The organism is Salinimonas chungwhensis DSM 16280 (assembly GCF_000378185.1).
In the GTDB taxonomy this organism is placed as follows: domain Bacteria; phylum Pseudomonadota; class Gammaproteobacteria; order Enterobacterales; family Alteromonadaceae; genus Alteromonas; species Alteromonas chungwhensis.
The window spans coordinates 205081-224909 of sequence record NZ_KB899378.1 but is presented as its reverse complement, the minus strand read 5'-3'; the positions used below and the strand labels follow the sequence as shown (position 1 = coordinate 224909).

The window sequence follows — 19829 nt, the reverse complement described above, 5'->3', positions numbered from 1 at the left end:
TGTGTGGCAGTAAGGTTTCTATAGAAGACGGACGCTATCTGTAGTAGTCTATTTCTCAATGACAGATTATTGGTGATAATCTGAGTATTTTCAACGGATTGAAAAGTCGCAGTTTCCCCGCCAAGCAGTTAACTGCTTGGCGGGGAAACTGCGCAGCGGCATAAAATATGGAAAACATCATAAAACATTCTTCCGAACCGGCCCCTTCTACCGGCGAGTCACTGCTTAATACGGGTTACTGGCTGGCATTGTTTCTGTTTATTGTACCCTCTGTTGCCCATTTTTTTGTCGTGCTCGTCGGACTCGCGCTCGTGCCGGCCGATGCACAGTCAACACAAGGGGTAACGCTGGACAAGAGCCCTGTTTACTGGGCAGTTTCAGCGGCAGTAGCTGCAGCGATGCTCTATCCGCTTCTAAAATTTCCTCTGCGAACCAGCGGTTTTGCGACGACTTCCAAGCGTCTGGGATTTACCACAATACGCACCAAACCGCTTTTGCTTTCGCTTCTGGCTACGTGTGTTTATCTGGCAATTGAAACACTGGTCATAACAATTGCGGGCATTGAAGAACCGGCATTTGTTGTTGAGTTAGCCGCGCAGATGGATTCAGTGACGAACATACTGATGCTGTTTCTGGCAACGGTAATAATAGCACCGGTTGTTGAAGAGACTATTTTCAGGGGCGTGGCATTTTACCGGCTCAAACATACGCGGTTGGGTGTCAGTGGCGCGATAATTGTACCGAGTGTTATTTTTGCACTTGTGCATTTACAGTATGAACAACTCAGCGTCTTTGTCCTTCTTTTTCTTTCGGCCATTATGCTTGGTGTGATCAGACACGTTACCAATAATTTGTGGTATTGCATCTGGGTACACATGCTGATGAATTTGGTTGTGTTTAGCGAGCTGGTAACCAGTATATAAGCCAGAGGGTAACTCACAGGCTTATAACAACCCCAGTGCAGTGAGCACGCTAAATGTCACGGCGGTAACAGGCAGTGAAACCAGTGTGGTGACTGCAATAATACTGGCTGCCAGGCGCGGATCGCCGCCAAGATTACGTGCCATGATGTAGCTGGCCGCAGCAGTGGGAGCAATACTTAACAGCATCACAATGCCCAGCTCCATTTGTCGAAATCCCATCAGGTACCCGGCACCGGTAAGAAATGCCGGATAAAGTAAGCATTTACTCACAGTGGTGATGAGAAGATTTTTGCTGTCACCGGAAAAAGAGCGAAATTCCAGGGTGGCACCGGTGCAAATAAGCGCCAGTGGCAGGGTAAGCTGCGCGAAATACTCACCGGTCGATTGCACTACCGCGGGCAGTGGCACCTGAAAGTAAGATAATGGCAACGAGCAGGCAATTGCGACAATTAGCGGGTTTGTCAGTATGCCGCGGATATGCTGGCTTACCGAACGCTGGCCCTCGAGATAAAAATTCAGTACAAACACAGATAGCACATTAAACAAAACGGTGACCCCGCCAAGATACACAGAGGCCACAGCCAGGCCCTGGGAGCCATAGGTATTGGCGCAATATGCCAGACCAATAATACCCATGTTAGCGCGAAATCCGCCTTGTACAACTACACCTCTGGCACTGGCAGGGAAAACAAACATGTGACTGAAGGCCATCAGGGCAAGAAAGTAAACAAACGTACACGCCACGCCCAGCAAAATAAGTCGGGGGTTTGCCGCCTGAGAAAAGTCAGCCTGGGCAATGGCAAGAAACAAAAGCGCGGGCAGAGCCAGATTAAACACCAGCTTTGAACCGGCTTCGATAAAGGCATCATTTAGCATTCGCCGCTGATAAAGAAAATATCCCATCATCAGTAGAATAAGAACCGGGCCAAGGGTATTGGTGATAAATCCGTACATAAAGTGCTGACCAGAAAAAATGCGTAGTCTATCAGATAGATTACGGTAACGGGCTAATCTCTCTGCGGCAGATTATAGTATCCAACTGTAATAAAACAGCAAATGACTTAGAGCATGAAAGCCTATGACGCATAAATTATCATTCAGAAAGCCAAGCACCACGCAATTACTGGGCACAGGGATTGTCTCACTGGCAGCGTTTATTCTGCTTGCTATCTGGGTGTCAGTGGACAATACACCGGCAATAGATAACCTCATCATCACCGGGCTTCGGGTCGATGGGGATCTTAGCGATCCATTGGGTCCTGGCTGGCTGGAAGAAGGTATGCGCGATATTACCGCCATGGGCAGTAACTGGGTACTGTTATATCTTACCGGGTTAGGGGCGCTGCTCCTGTATCTGGTTGGATATAGTAAACTGGCTATCCAGATGGTAGGTGGGATTTTATTAGCGTTAGCCCTGGCGTTTGCCCTAAAATACGGCTTCACGCGACCGCGCCCGGATTTGGTTGGGCACGGCACACGAGTCTTTACCAGTAGTTTCCCCTCCGCTCATGCGATGATGTCCACGGTAACTTACTTTACACTGGCATCCGCCAGTTTACAGATTGTAAGTCTGACGAATGTGCGTCGTTTGTTTTTCATCGTTGCGGGGATTACGACATTCTTAATTGGATTTAGCAGAGTCTATCTGGGTGTACACTGGCCTACTGATATTCTGGCTGGATGGCTGGCTGGTGCTGTCTGGGTGATTATCTGGTATAGGCTTACACTGCACAAAAGTGAGCCGGAAGAGGGCCAGTAAGTCCGGCCATTTTCAATGTATCCGGCGGTGTTAGCGGCGAACAACGTTCAAAAACCAGCCGACAAAAATCGAAATAAGTAGTCCAAAAAATGTAACCAGCCCGGTAACTGCCAACATCGAATCAGCGATATCGGCAATTTTGCCAGTTTTTTCGCTTACCAGCATGCCGGAAGACTGAAAAATAAACAGGGCTGCGACAGAAAGTAATAGTATCGTTGCCGTGGAAGTGAGTGTTGCTCGCCAGAATGCGCGTGGAGCGTGCCAGTGAATGACACCTGCAACCAATACTGATAAGCCTGTGAGTAAGTAAGGTACCACGGGAATTCCCCCCAAATATGCGTAGCGAATTGCGCTGAGAACACCTCAGTGCAACAAACAGACGCCGGCTGTTTAAAGGCATTAGTGTGCCCGCTTGACGCAACGTATGCAACATTTCCAACCTTTCCATAGTGTCATGCAGCCACCGCTTGACGCAGGTTTTGAGGTATCCACTTTGCAGCCTCGGCTTTAACATTCTGTTAAAAGACTTTAATAAAAACGGGTGCTAAAATTCCGGCTGTTTTTTTAATCACTTACTTCATGGACAGTCATGTTTGATCTTATCAATAACCAGGATAGCAACGTGAAAAACGATGTGCTTTCGGGGATCACAGTGGCATTGGCACTGGTGCCCGAAGCCGTTGCTTTTGCGTTTGTTGCCGGCGTTGAGCCAATGATAGGCCTGTATGCCGCCTTTATGATGGGGCTGATTACTTCAGCCATAGGCGGTCGCCCTGGCATGATCTCTGGTGCTACGGGAGCGATGGCCGTAGTGACCGTTGCGCTGGTGGCAGAGCACGGGGTGCAGTATCTGTTTGCTGCGGTGGTACTGGCTGGAGTGCTACAAATTTTATGCGGTATCTTCCGGCTCGGTAAGTTCATTCGGTTGGTGCCATACCCGGTAATGTTGGGGTTTGTTAACGGTCTGGCCATCGTGATTTTTTTGGCGCAGCTGGGCCAGTTTAAAGTACAAAATGCTGTAGGCGAGTGGCAATGGATGGAAGGCACCATGCTTTATATAATGCTGGGTTTGGTCGGCCTTACCATGGCGATTATTTATCTGCTGCCTAAACTGACAAAAGCTGTACCCGCTTCCCTCGTCGCCATTATCACTGTGACAGTATTGGTGCATTCGCTGGGTCTTGAGGCGCGGACTGTGATTGATTTTGTGCGCGATATTTTACCTGCCGACCAGAAAGCGGGCGCCACACTGGCCGGTGAGCTGCCCAGTTTTGCTATTCCCATGGTGCCGCTTAGCTGGGAAACCCTGATGATTGTTCTGCCGACCTCGGTCATTCTTTGTCTGGTGGGGTTAATTGAGTCTCTGCTTACATTAACGCTGATAGATGAAATGACAGACACCCGCGGCCGCGGCAACCGTGAGTGCGTGGGGCAGGGTGTGGCCAACAGTGTTAATGGCTTTTTTGGCGGCATGGGAGGCTGCGCGATGATTGGTCAGAGCATGATTAATATCAACTCCGGCGGGCGCGGCCGCTTGTCCGGTATTACCGCCGCGCTGGTCTTACTTGGCTTTATTCTGTTTGCCGCCCCCCTGATTGAAATGATCCCGTTGGCTGCCCTGGTCGGTGTTATGTTCGTTGTAGTCATCGCCACTTTTGAATGGGCCTCATTTCGAATTGTCCGCGGTGTAAACAAAGAGGATGCCTTTGTGTTGTTTCTGGTCACGGCGGTTACCGTGATCGCTGACCTGGCAGTAGCAGTGGTCGTGGGAGTGATCGTTTCTGCATTGGTTTTTGCATGGAAACATGCCCGCCATATCGCTGCGAATACCCACATCGATAACGACGGCTGGAAGGTGTATGAATTGGATGGCCCGCTCTTTTTCGGTTCAATCAGTCATTTTAAAGATCTGTTTGATGTAACCGGCGACCCGCAGGATGTTGTGATTGATTTCAACCAGAGCCGTATCTGGGATTCCTCCGGTATTGATGCTTTAGATACGCTGGCTGATAAATACGAGCAGCAGGGCAAAAAGCTGCATATTCGCCATATCAGCAGCGACTGTCGGGGCTTGCTGAAAAAAGCCAATAAGTTTGTTGAAATCAATGTGGTGGAAGACCCACGCTACAAGGTGGCTGCTGACGAGCTGGGTTAAACGCCCGGTATATATCAGGCCCGTTCCGATAATATCGGCACGGGCTTTTTTCTATCTGTTTAAGCAGGGTAACTGCTGCTAAAGTGGTTATTTGTTCTGCCTGAGAATAAGTGTGCATCATGTCCGACATCTTTAGTCAGTATATTAAAATTATCGGTAAAGGTCAGAAAGGGGGCCGCAGTCTGACCCGGGACGAAGCGTATGCCGCCATGAAAATGGTACTCGCCGGCAAGGTCACCGGCGAGCAACGCGGTGCTTTTCTGATGCTGCTGCGAACACGCGAAGAGACCCCGGATGAAATTGCAGGGTTTCTGGATGCCTGTCGAGAGCTTATTACGCCAGCGGTGAAACATCTGCCAGCAGCTATTGACGTGGGATGTTATGCCGGCAAACGGCGACAGTTACCCTGGTATCTGTTGAGCCTGGCCTGCCTGTGCAAAGCTGGCTATCCTGTATTCATGCATGGCGCCCACGAACCGGGTTCAGGGCGCCTCTACGCCAGTTACGTATTGGAAGCGTTGGGCCTGCCGACGGCAAAAAGTGTGTCGGCGGCATCGGCACAACTGCAGAAGCAGCAGGCTACTTATCTTGATCTTAGTTATGTGCTTAAGCCACTGGACGATATCATCAAGCTGCGTGAGGTCTTCGGTTTGCGTTCCTGCGCCAATACGCTGGGTCGGCTGTTAAACCCGACTTTAAGCAAATACAGCGTTCAGGGCGTATTTCACACGGGTCTTGATACTAAACATGCGCGGGTTAATGAAGCATTTACCAGTTACGACTCGTTGTGCTTTCGCGGGGACGGTGGCGACCCGGAAGTCAATCGCGAGCGCGACACCGTATTACATATTACCCGAGCAGGCGCTACCGAGGCGACTACACTGGTTGCTCATGATGACCGCTGGGCGTTAAAAGAGCGGCATATGTCAGCTCAGACCATGCTGTCAGTGTGGGCCAAGAAGCAAGCGCATCGCTATGCTGAACAGTCGGTGGTCGGCACCCTGACCGCGTTGCTGATGCTTTGTGAAAGCATTGAGGAAGACGCTGCCCGGGAGCAGGCTCAGACACTCTGGCAACATCGCGATTCACGTATGTTGCCTTTTCAATGACCCAGATTGATTCTGATCTTGGCTTCGTGTGTTTACTTATCAAGCTTAACAGGGTGGTAGTGTCGATTATTTTTCAGACCTGCCCTTCAGCTTTATCTGAACCAGGAGAACGCGATGCAAAATATACATTTAAGAGATGGTCGATCCATTCCGCAGGTAGGGTTTGGAACGGCGGCCATCGGGGAAATGCACCAGGATGATGGTTATGTAAAAGACACCATTTTAAAAGCCATTGACGCCGGTTACCGGCATATTGATACCGCATCCTTTTATGGCAATGAACGAAGTGTCGGGCAGGCCATTGCTGAATCAAAATTGCAAAGGGAGCAGTTTTTTATTACAACCAAGGTGTGGGACACCCAGCAGGGGTATCAATCCACGCTTACCGCAATGGAGGAAAGTCTGGAGCGTCTGCAAATGGACTATGTCGATTTATATCTGGTGCACTGGCCCTATCCTGAAAAAACCCGTCCCACCTGGCAGGCGATGGAGAAGTTACACGCCGAAGGTCTGGCTAAATCGCTGGGGTTATCCAACTTCAGAAAGCAGGACATACAGCAGCTTTTTGAGTTCGCAGAGATAAAGCCTGTGTACAATCAGATTGAATTGCATCCGTACCTGACCCAAAAAACGCTGGTGGAATACTGCGAAAGCAAGGGGATAGCTGTTTCCTGCTGGTCGCCGCTAGGCTCAGGTTCATGGAGCGGCGTAAAAACAGAAGATAAACCTGTGGCTGAACAGGCGATTAAAGAGATGGCAGAAAAGTACGCGGTATCTACCGGGCAGATTATTCTCAAATGGGACATTCAGCAGGGAAGAATTGTTATCCCCAAGTCTGAAAGCGAAAAGCATATTGCCGCAAACCTTGCCCTGGACGGGTTCTCTTTATCCGACGATGAACTCAATACCATCGACAGCCTGAACCGGGACGCCCGCTTTGGTGACGATCCGGATAATGCATGGCAGGCAAATCTCGATCGCCCGGTTCCGTGATAACAGAGGGTCAGCCGCCGGGACTAGTGCGCGGCTGACAACTTTTTTGTTACTTATCTGAGCACCAGTAAGGCGCCACCAATTACCAGCCAGAGTATACACCCGCCTACCAGTATCAGGTTTACCCACTCGCCCAGTGAACGTTTGCTTTTTGAACTGCCGTGATCATGATGGTGGTGATGATTACCCTGTTTAGCCGCCCGCCAGAAATAAATCAGCACACCACTTAAGGTTAGAAAGACCAGGTTCAGAACAAAGCCATAATCAAAGGCAAACATATCGCGCTCACTGATAGCCCCAGAAGAAGACGTATCAGGCAGCATACCAGCAAAGCTAAAACCATAGTGCAGGGTGAGAGAGGTGACCACAAGCGCGGCAAGTAACAGTCCGACGATATAAAAAGCCATTTTCCAGCCGTAATAACGGGCATTGATTCGCAACACGGGGTACACCACAAGATCTGAGAAGATAAAGGCCATCACGCCGGCAAAACTTACGCCTTTATCGAACAGTAACGCGGCCAGGGGAATATTACCCATCGACCCTATGAAGGTAAAAAACGCAGCGAGCGGCCCCACCAGCGTCTGCAGTAAAATCTGCCAGAAGGATAACGGCTCCCCGCTGCCGGTGCCCACAAACAATGACTCAAAAAACGCATTGGGCACAAACGAGGCAATCAGGCCTGCCACTGTGAAGCCGATGAGTACATCTTTCCAAATCATCTGCCATTCCATGACATACTTCATGCCCAGCTTCTGCCAGCCACTTTTCGAGGTGATAAGGCTTTTGAACGATGGTGGGTTGTTGTTCTCGTCACTGCTGTCAGATGATAATTTGTCACGAACCTTTTTAATAAGCTGTTGCGGGCGGGTAAGCCAGACAAATAACCAGACAAAGAGGATTAACAACACCCCGCCAATATATTCTGCCACGACGAACTGCCAACCAAGAAAGATAGCAATAACAAAGCCCAGTTCTATCACCAGGTTGGTGGAGGCGAGCAAAAATGCCATGGCCGGAATAAATCCGGCGCCTTTGGCAAACAGAGCCCTGGTGGTAGCCAGCGCCGCAAAACTGCATGAGCTGGAAATAAACCCGAAAAACGCCCCTAACGAAACGCTTTTAGGGTCACCGCCTTGCATCACTTTTTGCATTTTTTCTCGGGTGACTAAAAGCTGAATCAGGCTGGAAATCACATAACCCAGCGCAAAGGCCCATAGCGCCATCCAGAAAAAACCCAGACTGATTTTCGCGGCCTCAGCCCAGCCAGCTAAAAAGTTATCCATTTCGACACCCAGTCTGTAAAAGTGAAAATAAAATTGCCTGCTATCTGGTTGCTTTTGATTAAGCACATAGCAGGCTGGTTATTATTATTGCTACCGATAAAACAAACAGATAGTTCAGCACTGCCTCGCAGGACGATCTGTCAGTGTTTACACACCACTGGTGGTAACGGGAGTCAGGGGCGTCTTTTTGGGCGTTAGAAAAGACAGTGGGCCATAAATAATTAGCGTATTTATCGTCCACTGCCGGGTGCCACTGGCTGTCCGACGTGACTGATGATAATGCTGTGATTTATGCTGGCGTCAGCCAGCCTTTTTCCTGTGCCAGCTCCAATTGCTGGTTAACATAATCCCAAAGACGCGGTGCGGCGCTGGCCAGAAGGCGATTGCGGTTTAAGATCTTCTCTTTACTTACGCCGTGCCGGGCCCAGCTTCCACCTTTATTTTGCATGTTCTGAAACAGCGGTAGCATTCTGTCCATCGCCTTTGCAAAGCAGGCATCGTGGGTTTCAGCCGCCTCAAATTCCAGCCAGAGGGTCAGGTATTCCTGCGCCTGAGGTTCATCCAGTAGCCCAAACAAACGTTTGGCCGCGGCAAGTTCCTTTAGCTCCTGCTCTGCATGATCCGCCTCATCAGCAAATGCGAACATATCACCGGCATCAATTTCCACCAGATCATGTAACAACAGCATCGTTATAACCCTATCAATATTCACTGGGTGCTCTGCGTAATCTTTCAGCATCAGTGCTGTTACCGCCACATGCCAGGAATGCTCAGCACTATTTTCACGACGGTCTTCTTCATGGGCAAGCAGCATTTGTCGTTTCACTGCTTTTAGTTTATCCAGTTCGTTGATGAACGCTAATTGGGGAAGCGAGATAGACATGACAGACTCCAAACAAAAAACGCGCCCGATGGGCGCGTTACAACTCAAAATAAGGTTAATTTATTTTTGTTCACTTAACCATACAATCAAATCCACGATGTCATCTTCTGACATATCTGAAGTGAACTGCGCCTGATAGCGGCCATTGACAATAAAGTTAGGCACACCGCGTACATATTCACGGTAATTTTCCAGCTCTTTATTATTGCGCTTCATCATGTTGTTAACGCCAAAGCTGTTGGCCAGCTTATCAAATTCAGCGTTATCAACGCCGTTAACTACAAAAATATTGCGCAAGTCTTTGATACCGGTAACGCTGGCACGTTGTTTGTGAATGTAATCAAAAATTGCTGCGTTCATTTCGTCGGGCTGCTTAACAGCACGACCTATCATCATCGCCCGGGTCGCATCGTCCTGCACCGACTTATCAGCAAAACCCATGAAGTTCACGTGAATTTTCTTAAAGTCAGTGTTATCAGAAACCTTAGACTTAATGTCTTTTACCAAAGGTTCAAAATTGTAACAGTGGGGACACCAGAAAGAGAAAAACTCCAGAATTTCCGGTTCATCAGTGGCCGGTTCATCCAGCACTCTGTAATGCTTTCCTTCTTCCCATTTTGCATCTTCTGCGGCACATGCCTGCAACGGAAGCAAAATCGCCATTACAAAAAACAACGCAATTTTTTTCATGCCATATTTCCTTTAAACGTGTCTGTTAGGAAGGTTACCACAGCATTTTGCGTTCGCCTAGTCGGTATCCTTAGCGCTGGTCGCATCATTATGCCTGCCAACTGGCAGGCGCTTTAACCGATGTCATATCACCTACCTTTTGGATAGCTGCCAGACACTGGTTATCATCGTAAATGGGAAATGACAATATGAGTTCGTCAACCCCGGTGCTCTCTACAAAATTCTGTAGCTGGCTTTCAACCTTGTCAGGTGTGCCATTAACGGCATAGCGCAACGTTCGGTTTATGGTTTGCACTTCAGCTTCAGACAAGTGTGCATAAATGTCCTCCACAGGAGCCGGCATAGGCGCGTTAGCACCACGACGCAGATTTGCAAATTGTTGTTGCACTGAGCTGAAATGATAAGCTGCCTGTTCCTCCGTGTCCGCCACCACGGCCATCACCCCTGCTATGATGTACGGTTTGTCTAATTGATCAGAGGGGCGAAAGTTCGTCTTGTAGATATTGATGGCATCAAACAGCGCCTCGGGTGCAAAATGCGATGCAAAGGTAAAGGGCAGGCCGAGTTGCCCGGCCAGCTGGGCTGAATAGAGACTGGAGCCCAGAAGATACAGCGGCACATGGCTACCTGCACCCGGCACGGCGAGAACCTGCGCATCGCCGCTGTCATTACTAAAATAGTGTTGTAACAGCTGAATGTCGGCCGGATAATCACTCACATTGCTGTGCAAGTCCCGCCGCAATGCTTTCGAGGTTTTCTGATCTGTACCCGGGGCTCGCCCCAGCCCCAGATCAATCCGCCCCGGATACAGCGCATCCAGGGTGCCGTATTGCTCCGCTACAACTAAAGGCGAGTGATTAGGCAACATCACCCCGCCAGCCCCTAAACGAATTTTGCTGGTAATGGCACCGAGGTTAGCCAGCAGCGTTGAGGTGGCTGCACTTGCCACACCACGCATGCCATGATGTTCTGCCAGCCATAAGCGCTCGTAGCCACTGTTTTCAGCCAGCGCAGCAATGGCCTGACTTTTAGCCATTGCTTGCTGAACACTTTGGTTGTCGCCTATATGGGCAAGATCTAAAATAGAAAATGGAACGGGGATGGACATTGAGGCCTCCGACAATTCTTCTGGATACAGAACACGGTTGGGGCGCCGGGGCCTTTATACAAGAGTCAGCGACGCCGGATGGTCGCTCAGACACGATGAGTTGTTGCGCGATTAAACCGCTGTGGGCTGAGTTGCAATACGCGGTGCAAGTTGCGACGCTGGCGGCGTCATGGTTCCGGCAATGTCGTATTGTTCATGACAGACAAACTGCCAGGTGTTGTTTGATTGCGTAAAGGTGAAAACCGTTAAGTGAAAAGAGGTTTCAATTTCAATCAGTACGTTGTGGTCTGTATCCACATACCCGTAACCAACAGTGTCATCGCTGAAAGTGACTTTAAGGTAACCCTGTTTTGAAATTGTATCTATTTGCTGAACACGACGTTCGAATTTTTCACAGAATATCGACAGTACTGTGGTAACTTCCTGATTGAGTACAGCAGGACTGTCTGACAACATTTCCAGATCGGCCAGTAAGCGTTTCATGAAAGTACCTCCGGTAAGCGGATGGATATCACTTGCTGACTATAACAAGCGCACATAGCGCATAAAAACAACGTGCCAGATACACGTTTCCTGTAAGGCTATGGGTATACGGTAACATGAACGGCGCACTTTATCAGTGAGTAAGCACTACAAAGTGATTTATCTTTCTTATGTGAGGCCAGTTTAAACGCTACAGTTCACGGCAGCCACGGCATGTAGCGTTATTTAGTGACTAAGTAATTTTACATAGACGTATTTATCCGTAAGCGCCGCGCGAGTTTTTGCCATTTTCACCTAATGTATCCTGCAAAGGGCAAAAGGCCCACTGATCTCTGCCTGCTTGTTTAGCCTCGTACAACGCCTTGTCAGCATGACTGATGAGCATGGGAAAGTCTGTGGCATACTTGTTGTCGGTGACTCCGATACTTACCGTAATCCGGTCATTGTCGGGAGCTGCTGAATAAGGAATGTTGAGCTCACGAATTGCCTGAAGAATGTTGCGGGCAATGTCTGAGGCACTATGTTGCGAGGTTGCTGGCAGGATAACCGCAAATTCTTCACCGCCATAACGGGCGGACAGCCCATCGTGCATTGTAGCGATACGGTCCAGCGCGCCGGCAATGACTTTAAGCGCCATATCGCCAGCCTGATGGCCGTAGGTATCGTTATAATATTTAAAATGATCGACATCTATTAACAGCAGGCTGAGCGGCGTCTGTGACTGGCAGCTTTGCTCCCACAGGGTTAGCAAATAACTATCAAAATACCGCCGGTTGGCAATGTGTGTCAGCCCATCAAGATTGACCAGAGTTTCCAGCCGCTGGTTCGCCTCTATTAACGCCTGCTGTACCTTTTCCAGGGCGCGGCGGGTACTGATACTGGCCAGGGTTTCGCTCACCATTTCGCCAATAAGTCGCATCGATTTGATTTCGTGCTGCGTCCAGGTTCGGGTTGCTGACAAGCAATCGCAGCCAATAAATCCAAATAGCTCATCGTTAACATGTACCGCTACGCAGAGAACCGCGCGGATGCCCTCCCGGATAAACTCTTCGCGCTCTCTCCAGGCCGCTGCTGGTAATTGGGTTACATCGTTAACAATAAAAACGTGTTCCCGCTTAATCATGTTTGCAAAGTACGGTAACTGTTTCAGTGGTACGTGGTGCAATTCCTCCTTAAACGGTGTCACCCCGGCCGCCACCCACTCGTGAGAATTGTCCATAAACATTTTATCTGTTGAGAAACGAAAAATATAACAACGCTGCGCACTGAAGTAATCGCCGAAGGTACCCAGGCTTTGTTCAATTAAGGAGTGAACCTCGTTATCTTTAACATTAATCAGTCGGGTAGATATGGCAGAGAGCATCATGCTAAAGGACGTACTGTCTTCGTTCATGCCTAGAGGCTTACAACTTGGAAGCTGATTCAGGGTAAGCTGCATAACCAGCCATTGTCGGAAACCAAAATTAATCAGTTTGCTTTGCACCTGGCAGTCGAAGCGATAGTTTCCCGTCTGCAGTGTGATGCGCTGACAAATGTTATTAAAGCTTGTCGCAACCTCCAGGGGGCAATGCTTGTAAGTCAGTGCGCCGCCGCTATGAGAGTCATAAAAAAGAAGCGGGCAGGCTGCCCGGCTTGGATAAGAGGTCTGGCTTAACCCTAAATGCTGTTTACATGCCTGAGAAAAATAAATCGTCTCAGCATCAGTTGCCTTGTAGATCAGGCAACCGGGCAGTTGATACAGCATATCTTTATATAAATCTTCCATTAAGCCTGCCAGTCCTTGCCGACAACAGAAATAAGCCCGGCAGTTATAATGATTATTTTGACCGTGGCTAAACTATAGTCAGAAATCTGCGACTTTACCAACACAGGAACGTGCAGCATGACGCTCCTGTGTTTTTGGTGGTGGGGGATGCTGGTAGATTAAAGTTGCCAGTTTACTGACAATACCGCACGTCTTTCCTGTGCAGAGAAACCAACAATATCCTGATAGGTTTCATCCAGCAGGTTATCTACCCGCAATGTTGCCGACCAGCTGTCACTGATGGGATAGGTCAGGTTCACATCCACTATCGTGTAGGCTGACAAATTGACAGTTTGCGCCGTCGCCGGATAAGGCGGATAAAAAATATCCTTACGGGTACCGGTATAGGCTACTTTGGCGTAAAACGACAAGCCGCTGATGGGTAGAGGAGCCAGCACGCTCACCGCTGCCTGGTGATTTGCCCGTCTTAGTTCATCATCGCCAGCCTGCTGTGTATCGATATAACTATAGCTGGAACGCACGGTGAGATCGTTGTGCTGATAAGTAAATTCAGCTTCGACCCCCTCACGTTCACTGTCAGTCTGGCGATTTTCAGCGGTGGTTATGAAGGTTTCAGGGTTGTAAACATAGCCGTTTATTTCATCCTCCAGTTGCGTACTAAAGAAACTCAGCTGCCCTTGCAGTGCAGAAGTGAAAACGGCTCTGGCACCGGCTTCCCATTGCTGACTGGTTTCTGGCTTGAGGTCAGGATTACCCACAAAGGTTTGCGGGTAATAGCCGAACCGCTCTGTGAACGAAGGGGTTTTGACCGCCTGGCTAACACTGGTGAAAACCGAATAAGCATCATTCACCGCCCAATTGACGCCGGCGCGATAACTAAAGGCATTATCAAATTCGGTGTTATTATCAAAGCGTCCGGAAAGTGACAGCACGACGTCGCTGACCAGGGGGCCTCCGATTTCGGCAAACACGCTGGAGGTATGATCCTGTTGCTGTTGATTGGGATCACCAAAATCTGCCAGACCGCGCTGGCTGAATTGACGTGTCAGATACTCAAGCCCTCCGGCAATTTGCCAGTCATGATAGGTATAACGGTTTAGCCAGGTAAGCTGAAAACGCTCGCCGGTGGTGCCGCCGTCGTACCGCTTTGCAGCGACGCTGTCATTTTCATCTTTTCTGTAGCTGCCATGTACAGTGCTGCTATAAGCGCTCTTTTGTGGCGAAAAAATCCAGCCCAGTAACGCATTTATCTGTTTTCCATCGGTCACATTGTCCGCATCAATGGGTAAACCGGTGGTGATTGCGTCAATAGCGTCAAAATCGCTGGCATAATCCACCAGTCTGACATTGGCAGAAACCGTATGGGCATCATCTGCTTGCCAGCGCAAAGAACCGCCGGTGGTGATATTGCGATAACCATCATCTTCGTTGCCGGTGAGGGCAATATTGTCGCCATCAGTATTAAGCCAGTTTGCATAGGCATTAAATTGAAGCGCCCCATCCTGGCCGCCCGCTGATGCTGAGCCGGTAGTGGTGCCCTGTGTACCTGCTCCGACTTTGGCCTGAACACGACTGCCATTATTGAGTGCCGCGGTGGTTGTGATATTTAAAACCCCGGCGACTGCACCGCTTCCCCACAATGCACTTTGGGCGCCGCGCAACAATTCAATGCGGGCAATATTGGCGGCACTTAAATGGGCCAGGTCAATAGTGCTGCCCTGACCGATGTCATTGGCAATGACGCCATCGATCACCACAAGCAGATGATTGGTTTCACTGCCTCTTAAGCGGATTTCAGTGAGCGCGCCACTGCCCCCGGACTGCGCAATGGTGACACCCGGCAACGCCCGCAGCAAATCAGTAAGCTGGAGCGCACCGGAGCGGGCAATCTCCTGCTGTGCAATAACGGTTGAGACGGCGGCCAGTTCAGCGCGGCCCAGGGCCAGGCGTGAACCGGTGACTGTCAGACGTTCTACGTCAGTGGTGGTTGTTTGCGCCGTTGCGCTGGAGAATATGCCGGTCATAGTGAATGCCACCGACACTGAAGTCAGAGTAAGTAAATGTTTTTTCATAGGAGGATTCCGTAACAGCACTCCGCCCGAGTGCAGCTAATCGAGAAACTGGGTCTTAACCAGTTGGCGTATCAGGCCGGTATCCGGGCTTGCTCGCTTTGTATGTACAAAGTCATTTAACGTCTTCCCATGATGAATCACAGTGACTGATCAGCATATGCTGTGTAAATGAAGGTCGTTGACCAGAGCTTACCGTTGCGGGGGCAGCGTCAGAGTTGCACTGACTTCCCGTTTAACCTGTTTAAAAAAACAAGCACCTGAATAACGGCGAAGTATACGCGACAAGCTTATAAAAACAATATAGCGAAGAAAAAACATCAGGCTAACAAAGAGATAGCAATATATCGGGCTGCTTTTCCAATAGTAACCAGAAACAGAAACCAGCCGGGATGAACGCGAATGAGACCGGCAATCAGGGTAAGGGGATCGCCAATAACCGGTACCCACGCAAGACACAGCGACCAGCGTCCCCAGGTGCGAAAACGTTGCTCCGCACGAAAAAGGCTGTCATCGGTGACTTTCAAAAAGCGCTTTATGCCCGGACGGCCCCAATGTCGGCCAATCCAGTAGTTTATCCATGAGCCCGCCACATTGCCGGTTGTCGCCACAATAAGTAAGGGCAGCATGGGGTAATCTGCATAAAGCAGGGCCAGCAAGACCGCTTCTGAGCCTAACGGAAGAATGGTCGCGGCCAGCAATGCACTTAAGAACATGCCGGCAAGACCTGCTCCAGCAAACACTGCTAAATGCCCAGACTAAGCGGTGGCTCCTGCAGCGATGACATTTGCTCTTTGAGCGCTAAAATTTGACCCTCCCAGTATTTATCATCGGCAAACCATGGGAACGCCCGGGGAAACGCCGGATCCTGCCAGCGTCGTGACAGCCACGCCATATACTGGATCATGCGCATTGCGCGTAGCGGCTCAATAAGTGCCAGTTCCCGCTTATCCAGTGAATGAAACTCTTCGTACGCTTCCACCATGACATCCAGCTGAAGCAGCTGCTGCTGACGGTCACCATATAACATCATCCATAAATCCTGAATAGCCGGGCCACTGCGGCAATCGTCCAGATCCACAAACATAGGCCCGTCTCGCCATAAGATGTTGCCCGGATGACAGTCCCCGTGGAGCCTGATTTGACCCACGGGCTTATACAACTTTTCAGTCTGTGCAATCAGGGGCTCAGCAATCGCAAAAAACGCAGATTTAAGATGCTCGGGCAACAGGGCACTTTGCTGTAACTCTTTATAAGGGGTATGTAAAAACGCCTCTGTACTGATGGCAGGACGATAGCTAAATGGCTGAGCCTGACCTACCCGATGCATTCTGCCGATAAAACGACCCATCCACTCGAGCTGGTCAAGATTATCAATTTCGAACTGGCGGCCTCCGACAGAGGGAAATACGGTAAAGCGGAACCCTTTATAAAAATGCAGTGTTTTACCGTCAATTTTAAGAGGGGCCACCAACGGAATATCGGCATCATTTATTTGCCAGGAAAAATCATGTTCTTCCTGAATTTGTTCATTAGTCCAGCGGTCAGGCCGATAAAATTTAACCACAAAACGGCGGTTATCATCAGCCTGAAACTGATAAACCCGGTTTTCATAACTGTTAAGTGCCAGCAGGCCGGATTGCGGGTAAATACCACATGCTTCCAGCGCATCCAGAACCACATCAGGCGTCAGCCCGGTGAAGGTGAAGTCGGTCATACATTCCTATCGGTAAAGAAATTTAGACGGCTCGGTAACCTGAATCTCTTCGCCCTGCGAAGTGATGGTTGAGACGTTAAAACGTATTTCTGTGACCGCATCTTCCAGATTATAGGCATCAGTAGCAACCGAAATCGGTAGTGTCGCCACTTCGCCACCGTCCACCTGCACAGCTTTATTGCCAATCAACTCGTAGGAAGGCAGTCCTTCCACACTTATCTGGTAGGTCCGGGGTTGCTGCGATTTATTCAAAATCTTGAGGGTATAAACATTTTCAATCAGACCCTGATTGGTCTCACGGTACAATGAGTTGCGGTCGCGGATGATATCCACTTCCAGCGGTACCCGATACAACAGATTGGCGGCGAATACCGCGATCATGATGACTAAAACCGCAAAATAGCCGATAAGTTTGGGACGAAAGACTTTTGTGGTGCCACCTGCCAGAGAATCTTCTGAGGCAAAGCGAATCAACCCTTTAGGATAATTCATTTTTTCCATAACGCCATTACAGGCATCTACGCAGGCGCCACAGTTAATACACTCGTATTGCAGGCCATTGCGAATATCAATACCCGTAGGGCAGACCTGCACGCACAGGTTACAATCAATACAATCACCGAGGCCTTTTTCGGCTAACTCTTCATGGGGAATTTTTCGCGGGCGGGGCCCTCTGGCCTCACCCCGTCGCGCATCGTAGGCAACGGTGATAGTGTCCTGATCGAACATGGCAGACTGAAAGCGCGCGTAGGGGCAGATGTGCGTGCACATAATCTCGCGCATGTAGCCTGCATTGCCCCAGGTACAAACAGCAAAAAATAAAATTGAAAATGTTGCCCAGAACCCGGTCTGAAAAGTGAAAAAGTCCATAAACAGTGGCCGTACGGGAGTAAAGTAGCCCACAAATAATATGGCAGTGAGAATCGAGACCGTCCACCAGCTAAACTGTTTCAGTGTCTTTCGCCAGAACTTGTCAACGTCCATGGGGCGCTCGTCGAGTTTCATCCGTTTATTACGGCTGCCTTCAATTTTTTCCTCAAACCAGGTGAAGATATACACCCAGGTGGTCTGCGGACACATAAACCCGCACCAGACTCGGCCGGCAAATGTGGTCACAAAAAACAGGGCAAAGGCTGAAATGATAAAAATGTAGGCAAACAGTGTTAAATCCTGCGGCCACAATGTAAGGGCAAAGAATGAGAACCGCTGCTCTGTAATATCGAGCAAAATCGCCTGACGACCGTTGTACTGAATAAATGGCAATACAGCAAATAGGGCCAGAAAGAACAGACCAAAAAATCGGCGGAATGTCTCCAGTGGTCCTTTCACCGCTCTGACATAAATACGACTGCGCGAAGGGTGGCGTTTTTTATTGGCGCTGTTAGGTTGATGCACTTCAACGCCAGACACATTCTTCACCGGAATTCGATCACTCATGCAAAACCCTTTAACGAAAATTAGCGCGCTTATCATAACAGGGGTTCAAGATAATAGTTTAATGCAGATCAAACAATCAGTGCGAAGAAACTTGCGTTTTTATGCGATGAATGACTTAGCACTGAGAGAGTCGCCGATATTACTGCACGTATAAAAAGTCGACTCATAGGTATGAAAAAACTTATTTTCCCTGACACCAGTTTGTTCTAGGCTTTGGCTGTACTAAGGAGAACTGTATAGTTTATGTTTCGCAAGCTGGTTATCTTCATTGAAATTGCTGCACTGATTCTGATACTGCGTATGAACGCGGTACAAAATCTGTTGAGTGATGTGCAAGAGACTGTCACACAGTGGTTTACCACCATTGAAAAAATACCGGATAATCTGGCACTGCGTGATTTGCGTAAGCAGTCTGATGATATGTACAACACAATGCGTCCATTCCAGCAGACCTACCTCAATGAGATTTTATCCAGTCGTAGTAACGTACAACATTTTTATCAAACGTACTGCCTTAGCGACGATAAAAATCCTTTTATAGAGGGGCAGAACCGCACACGATTTTGCCATCAGCTGACGGATTCTGACTTGCTGAAAAATCAGACTGCCAGAGTCAATAAGCCTTAGCCGCGTCTGCCATACGTCTTTTTGCGCTGCGCTTGATGTAGCCATATCTTTACAGACTGCTAGTGCCGTAAAATCTGATCAATAAATGAACTTGCTAGGTGAATATGGCTCTAACAAACACAATCTCTTTTTGTGTCAATCTGTGTGAGGTATTCACGATGGCAAAGTTTGCAATAGCGATTCTTGGTCTTGCCGGACTGTTTTCAGGCGCTTCTGGTGCAGCGGCGGATGTAAAAGTGACGTGGCAGGAGCCTGAGTCCTATCAGGATATTCGTCCTTCCAATCAGTCGAGATCATCGTTCCGGGAAATGGTTTTTTCCGATATGGAAGCGTTCATTAATGAGCTGGCAACAGCGTTGCCTGATGATCAAACATTTTCAATTACTGTGACGGATATGGACCTGGCCGGTGAAGTATGGCCGGCCAGTTTTCTGGGCGGAGTAGGTGCCGCTGATGTTCGTCTGGTTAAACCCCTGTACATTCCCCGGATGCAGTTTAGTTATGCACTGACCGACGCGCAGGGCGATACGCTGCAAAGCGGTGATGTTAAACTCAAGGATATGGCGTTTATGAATCGGGGAACACGGATAAACCGCCGAACTGAAAACCTGACCTATGAAAAAGCCATGTTCCGCGACTGGTTCGAAAAGACGGTGGAGCAAACCGCTGCAGTGAAGTAAGTCCCAGATATTTTTGTGAATGACATTATCAGTCTGAAATAAGCTTCCGCCTAGTATCCGCGCGGATTTACCCGCCATTTACAGATGCCAAGGTCAAAAAACCGACGTTAATTGTCGGTTTTTTGTCACTTTTTTGTAGCAAATC

19 protein-coding genes and 1 riboswitch are annotated in these 19829 nt (G+C 49.1%); of the genes, 7 read left to right on the top strand and 12 right to left on the bottom strand.

Going from position 1 to position 19829, the window contains the following annotated elements; all coding sequences use genetic code 11:
* The first annotated feature begins 167 nt into the window (after positions 1–167).
* Complete coding sequence (locus F458_RS20080; protein WP_018982859.1) at positions 168–923, top strand: CPBP family intramembrane glutamic endopeptidase; 756 nt, start codon at positions 168–170, stop codon at positions 921–923.
* Between the two features lie 21 nt (positions 924–944).
* On the opposite strand, the gene F458_RS0107870 is transcribed toward F458_RS20080, so the two are convergent.
* On the bottom strand, positions 945–1877 hold the full coding sequence (locus F458_RS0107870; protein WP_018982858.1) for an AEC family transporter: 933 nt from the start codon (positions 1875–1877) through the stop codon (positions 945–947).
* A 124-nt stretch (positions 1878–2001) separates the two neighbouring features.
* Between F458_RS0107870 and F458_RS19240 the strand changes: the two genes are divergently transcribed.
* Positions 2002–2682, top strand: coding sequence for a phosphatase PAP2 family protein (locus F458_RS19240; protein WP_018982857.1), 681 nt, complete (start codon positions 2002–2004; stop codon positions 2680–2682).
* 30 nt (positions 2683–2712) lie between these two features.
* On the opposite strand, the gene F458_RS0107860 is transcribed toward F458_RS19240, so the two are convergent.
* Complete coding sequence (locus F458_RS0107860) at positions 2713–3000, bottom strand: hypothetical protein (protein WP_026294572.1); 288 nt, start codon at positions 2998–3000, stop codon at positions 2713–2715.
* Positions 3001–3271: 271 nt separating this feature from the next.
* On the opposite strand from F458_RS0107860, the gene F458_RS0107855 reads away from it, so the two are divergent.
* From F458_RS0107855 to F458_RS0107845, 3 genes are all read left to right on the top strand, one after another.
* Positions 3272–4837, top strand: a complete 1566-nt coding sequence (locus F458_RS0107855) for a SulP family inorganic anion transporter (RefSeq protein ID WP_018982855.1) — start codon at positions 3272–3274, stop codon at positions 4835–4837.
* Positions 4838–4956: 119 nt separating this feature from the next.
* Entirely contained in the window at positions 4957–5946 is a 990-nt protein-coding gene (locus tag F458_RS0107850; protein ID WP_018982854.1) for a glycosyl transferase family protein, read from the top strand.
* A gap of 114 nt (positions 5947–6060) precedes the next feature.
* Positions 6061–6939: an aldo/keto reductase gene (locus F458_RS0107845; protein ID WP_018982853.1), complete on the top strand. Its 879-nt coding sequence runs from the start codon at positions 6061–6063 to the stop codon at positions 6937–6939.
* Positions 6940–6992: 53 nt separating this feature from the next.
* On the opposite strand, the gene F458_RS0107840 is transcribed toward F458_RS0107845, so the two are convergent.
* From F458_RS0107840 to ccoG, 10 genes are all read right to left on the bottom strand, one after another.
* A complete protein-coding gene (locus F458_RS0107840; RefSeq protein WP_026294571.1) occupies positions 6993–8225 on the bottom strand; it encodes a permease in 1233 nt (410 codons plus the stop codon).
* 289 nt (positions 8226–8514) lie between these two features.
* A complete protein-coding gene (locus F458_RS0107835; protein ID WP_018982851.1) occupies positions 8515–9108 on the bottom strand; it encodes an HD domain-containing protein in 594 nt (197 codons plus the stop codon).
* Positions 9109–9168: 60 nt separating this feature from the next.
* Entirely contained in the window at positions 9169–9798 is a 630-nt protein-coding gene (locus F458_RS0107830; protein WP_018982850.1) for a thiol:disulfide interchange protein DsbA/DsbL, read from the bottom strand.
* Between the two features lie 88 nt (positions 9799–9886).
* Positions 9887–10906, bottom strand: a complete 1020-nt coding sequence (locus F458_RS0107825) for an LLM class flavin-dependent oxidoreductase (RefSeq protein ID WP_018982849.1) — start codon at positions 10904–10906, stop codon at positions 9887–9889.
* Positions 10907–11017: 111 nt separating this feature from the next.
* On the bottom strand, positions 11018–11389 hold the full coding sequence (locus F458_RS0107820; RefSeq protein WP_018982848.1) for a hypothetical protein: 372 nt from the start codon (positions 11387–11389) through the stop codon (positions 11018–11020).
* Positions 11390–11645: 256 nt separating this feature from the next.
* The gene (locus tag F458_RS19235; protein WP_018982847.1) at positions 11646–13154 is read right to left on the bottom strand and encodes a GGDEF domain-containing protein; all 1509 of its coding nucleotides are present in this window, start codon (positions 13152–13154) and stop codon (positions 11646–11648) included.
* 158 nt (positions 13155–13312) lie between these two features.
* Entirely contained in the window at positions 13313–15226 is a 1914-nt protein-coding gene (locus F458_RS0107805) for a TonB-dependent receptor plug domain-containing protein (protein WP_018982845.1), read from the bottom strand.
* A 57-nt stretch (positions 15227–15283) separates the two neighbouring features.
* A riboswitch (cobalamin riboswitch) is annotated at positions 15284–15502 on the bottom strand.
* A gap of 41 nt (positions 15503–15543) precedes the next feature.
* The gene (locus tag F458_RS0107795; protein ID WP_018982843.1) at positions 15544–15966 is read right to left on the bottom strand and encodes a YqaA family protein; all 423 of its coding nucleotides are present in this window, start codon (positions 15964–15966) and stop codon (positions 15544–15546) included.
* 2 nt (positions 15967–15968) lie between these two features.
* Entirely contained in the window at positions 15969–16940 is a 972-nt protein-coding gene (locus F458_RS0107790; protein WP_018982842.1) for a serine/threonine protein kinase, read from the bottom strand.
* 6 nt (positions 16941–16946) lie between these two features.
* On the bottom strand, positions 16947–18377 hold the full coding sequence (ccoG, locus tag F458_RS0107785; protein ID WP_018982841.1) for a cytochrome c oxidase accessory protein CcoG: 1431 nt from the start codon (positions 18375–18377) through the stop codon (positions 16947–16949).
* 243 nt (positions 18378–18620) lie between these two features.
* Here ccoG and F458_RS0107780 point away from each other — a divergent pair, with 243 nt between their 5' ends.
* Together F458_RS0107780 and F458_RS0107775 are read left to right on the top strand one after the other, a co-directional pair.
* On the top strand, positions 18621–19004 hold the full coding sequence (locus F458_RS0107780) for a hypothetical protein (protein WP_018982840.1): 384 nt from the start codon (positions 18621–18623) through the stop codon (positions 19002–19004).
* Between the two features lie 158 nt (positions 19005–19162).
* Positions 19163–19684 carry a DUF3016 domain-containing protein gene (locus F458_RS0107775; RefSeq protein WP_018982839.1) on the top strand — a complete coding sequence of 174 codons (522 nt, stop codon included), beginning with the start codon at positions 19163–19165 and terminating at the stop codon, positions 19682–19684.
* Positions 19685–19829 lie beyond the last annotated feature (145 nt).

Coding starts and splice junctions, on each gene's coding strand:
- F458_RS20080 (WP_018982859.1), top strand. CDS start 168: ATGGAAAACATCATAAAACATTCTTCCGAACCGGCCCCTTCTACCGGC.
- F458_RS0107870 (WP_018982858.1), bottom strand. CDS start 1,877: ATGTACGGATTTATCACCAATACCCTTGGCCCGGTTCTTATTCTACTG.
- F458_RS19240 (WP_018982857.1), top strand. CDS start 2,002: ATGACGCATAAATTATCATTCAGAAAGCCAAGCACCACGCAATTACTG.
- F458_RS0107855 (WP_018982855.1), top strand. CDS start 3,272: ATGTTTGATCTTATCAATAACCAGGATAGCAACGTGAAAAACGATGTG.
- F458_RS0107850 (WP_018982854.1), top strand. CDS start 4,957: ATGTCCGACATCTTTAGTCAGTATATTAAAATTATCGGTAAAGGTCAG.
- F458_RS0107845 (WP_018982853.1), top strand. CDS start 6,061: ATGCAAAATATACATTTAAGAGATGGTCGATCCATTCCGCAGGTAGGG.
- F458_RS0107840 (WP_026294571.1), bottom strand. CDS start 8,225: ATGGATAACTTTTTAGCTGGCTGGGCTGAGGCCGCGAAAATCAGTCTG.
- F458_RS0107835 (WP_018982851.1), bottom strand. CDS start 9,108: ATGTCTATCTCGCTTCCCCAATTAGCGTTCATCAACGAACTGGATAAA.
- F458_RS0107830 (WP_018982850.1), bottom strand. CDS start 9,798: ATGAAAAAAATTGCGTTGTTTTTTGTAATGGCGATTTTGCTTCCGTTG.
- F458_RS0107825 (WP_018982849.1), bottom strand. CDS start 10,906: ATGTCCATCCCCGTTCCATTTTCTATTTTAGATCTTGCCCATATAGGC.
- F458_RS0107820 (WP_018982848.1), bottom strand. CDS start 11,389: ATGAAACGCTTACTGGCCGATCTGGAAATGTTGTCAGACAGTCCTGCT.
- F458_RS19235 (WP_018982847.1), bottom strand. CDS start 13,154: ATGGAAGATTTATATAAAGATATGCTGTATCAACTGCCCGGTTGCCTG.
- F458_RS0107805 (WP_018982845.1), bottom strand. CDS start 15,226: ATGAAAAAACATTTACTTACTCTGACTTCAGTGTCGGTGGCATTCACT.
- F458_RS0107790 (WP_018982842.1), bottom strand. CDS start 16,940: ATGACCGACTTCACCTTCACCGGGCTGACGCCTGATGTGGTTCTGGAT.
- ccoG (WP_018982841.1), bottom strand. CDS start 18,377: ATGAGTGATCGAATTCCGGTGAAGAATGTGTCTGGCGTTGAAGTGCAT.
- F458_RS0107780 (WP_018982840.1), top strand. CDS start 18,621: ATGTTTCGCAAGCTGGTTATCTTCATTGAAATTGCTGCACTGATTCTG.
- F458_RS0107775 (WP_018982839.1), top strand. CDS start 19,163: ATGGCAAAGTTTGCAATAGCGATTCTTGGTCTTGCCGGACTGTTTTCA.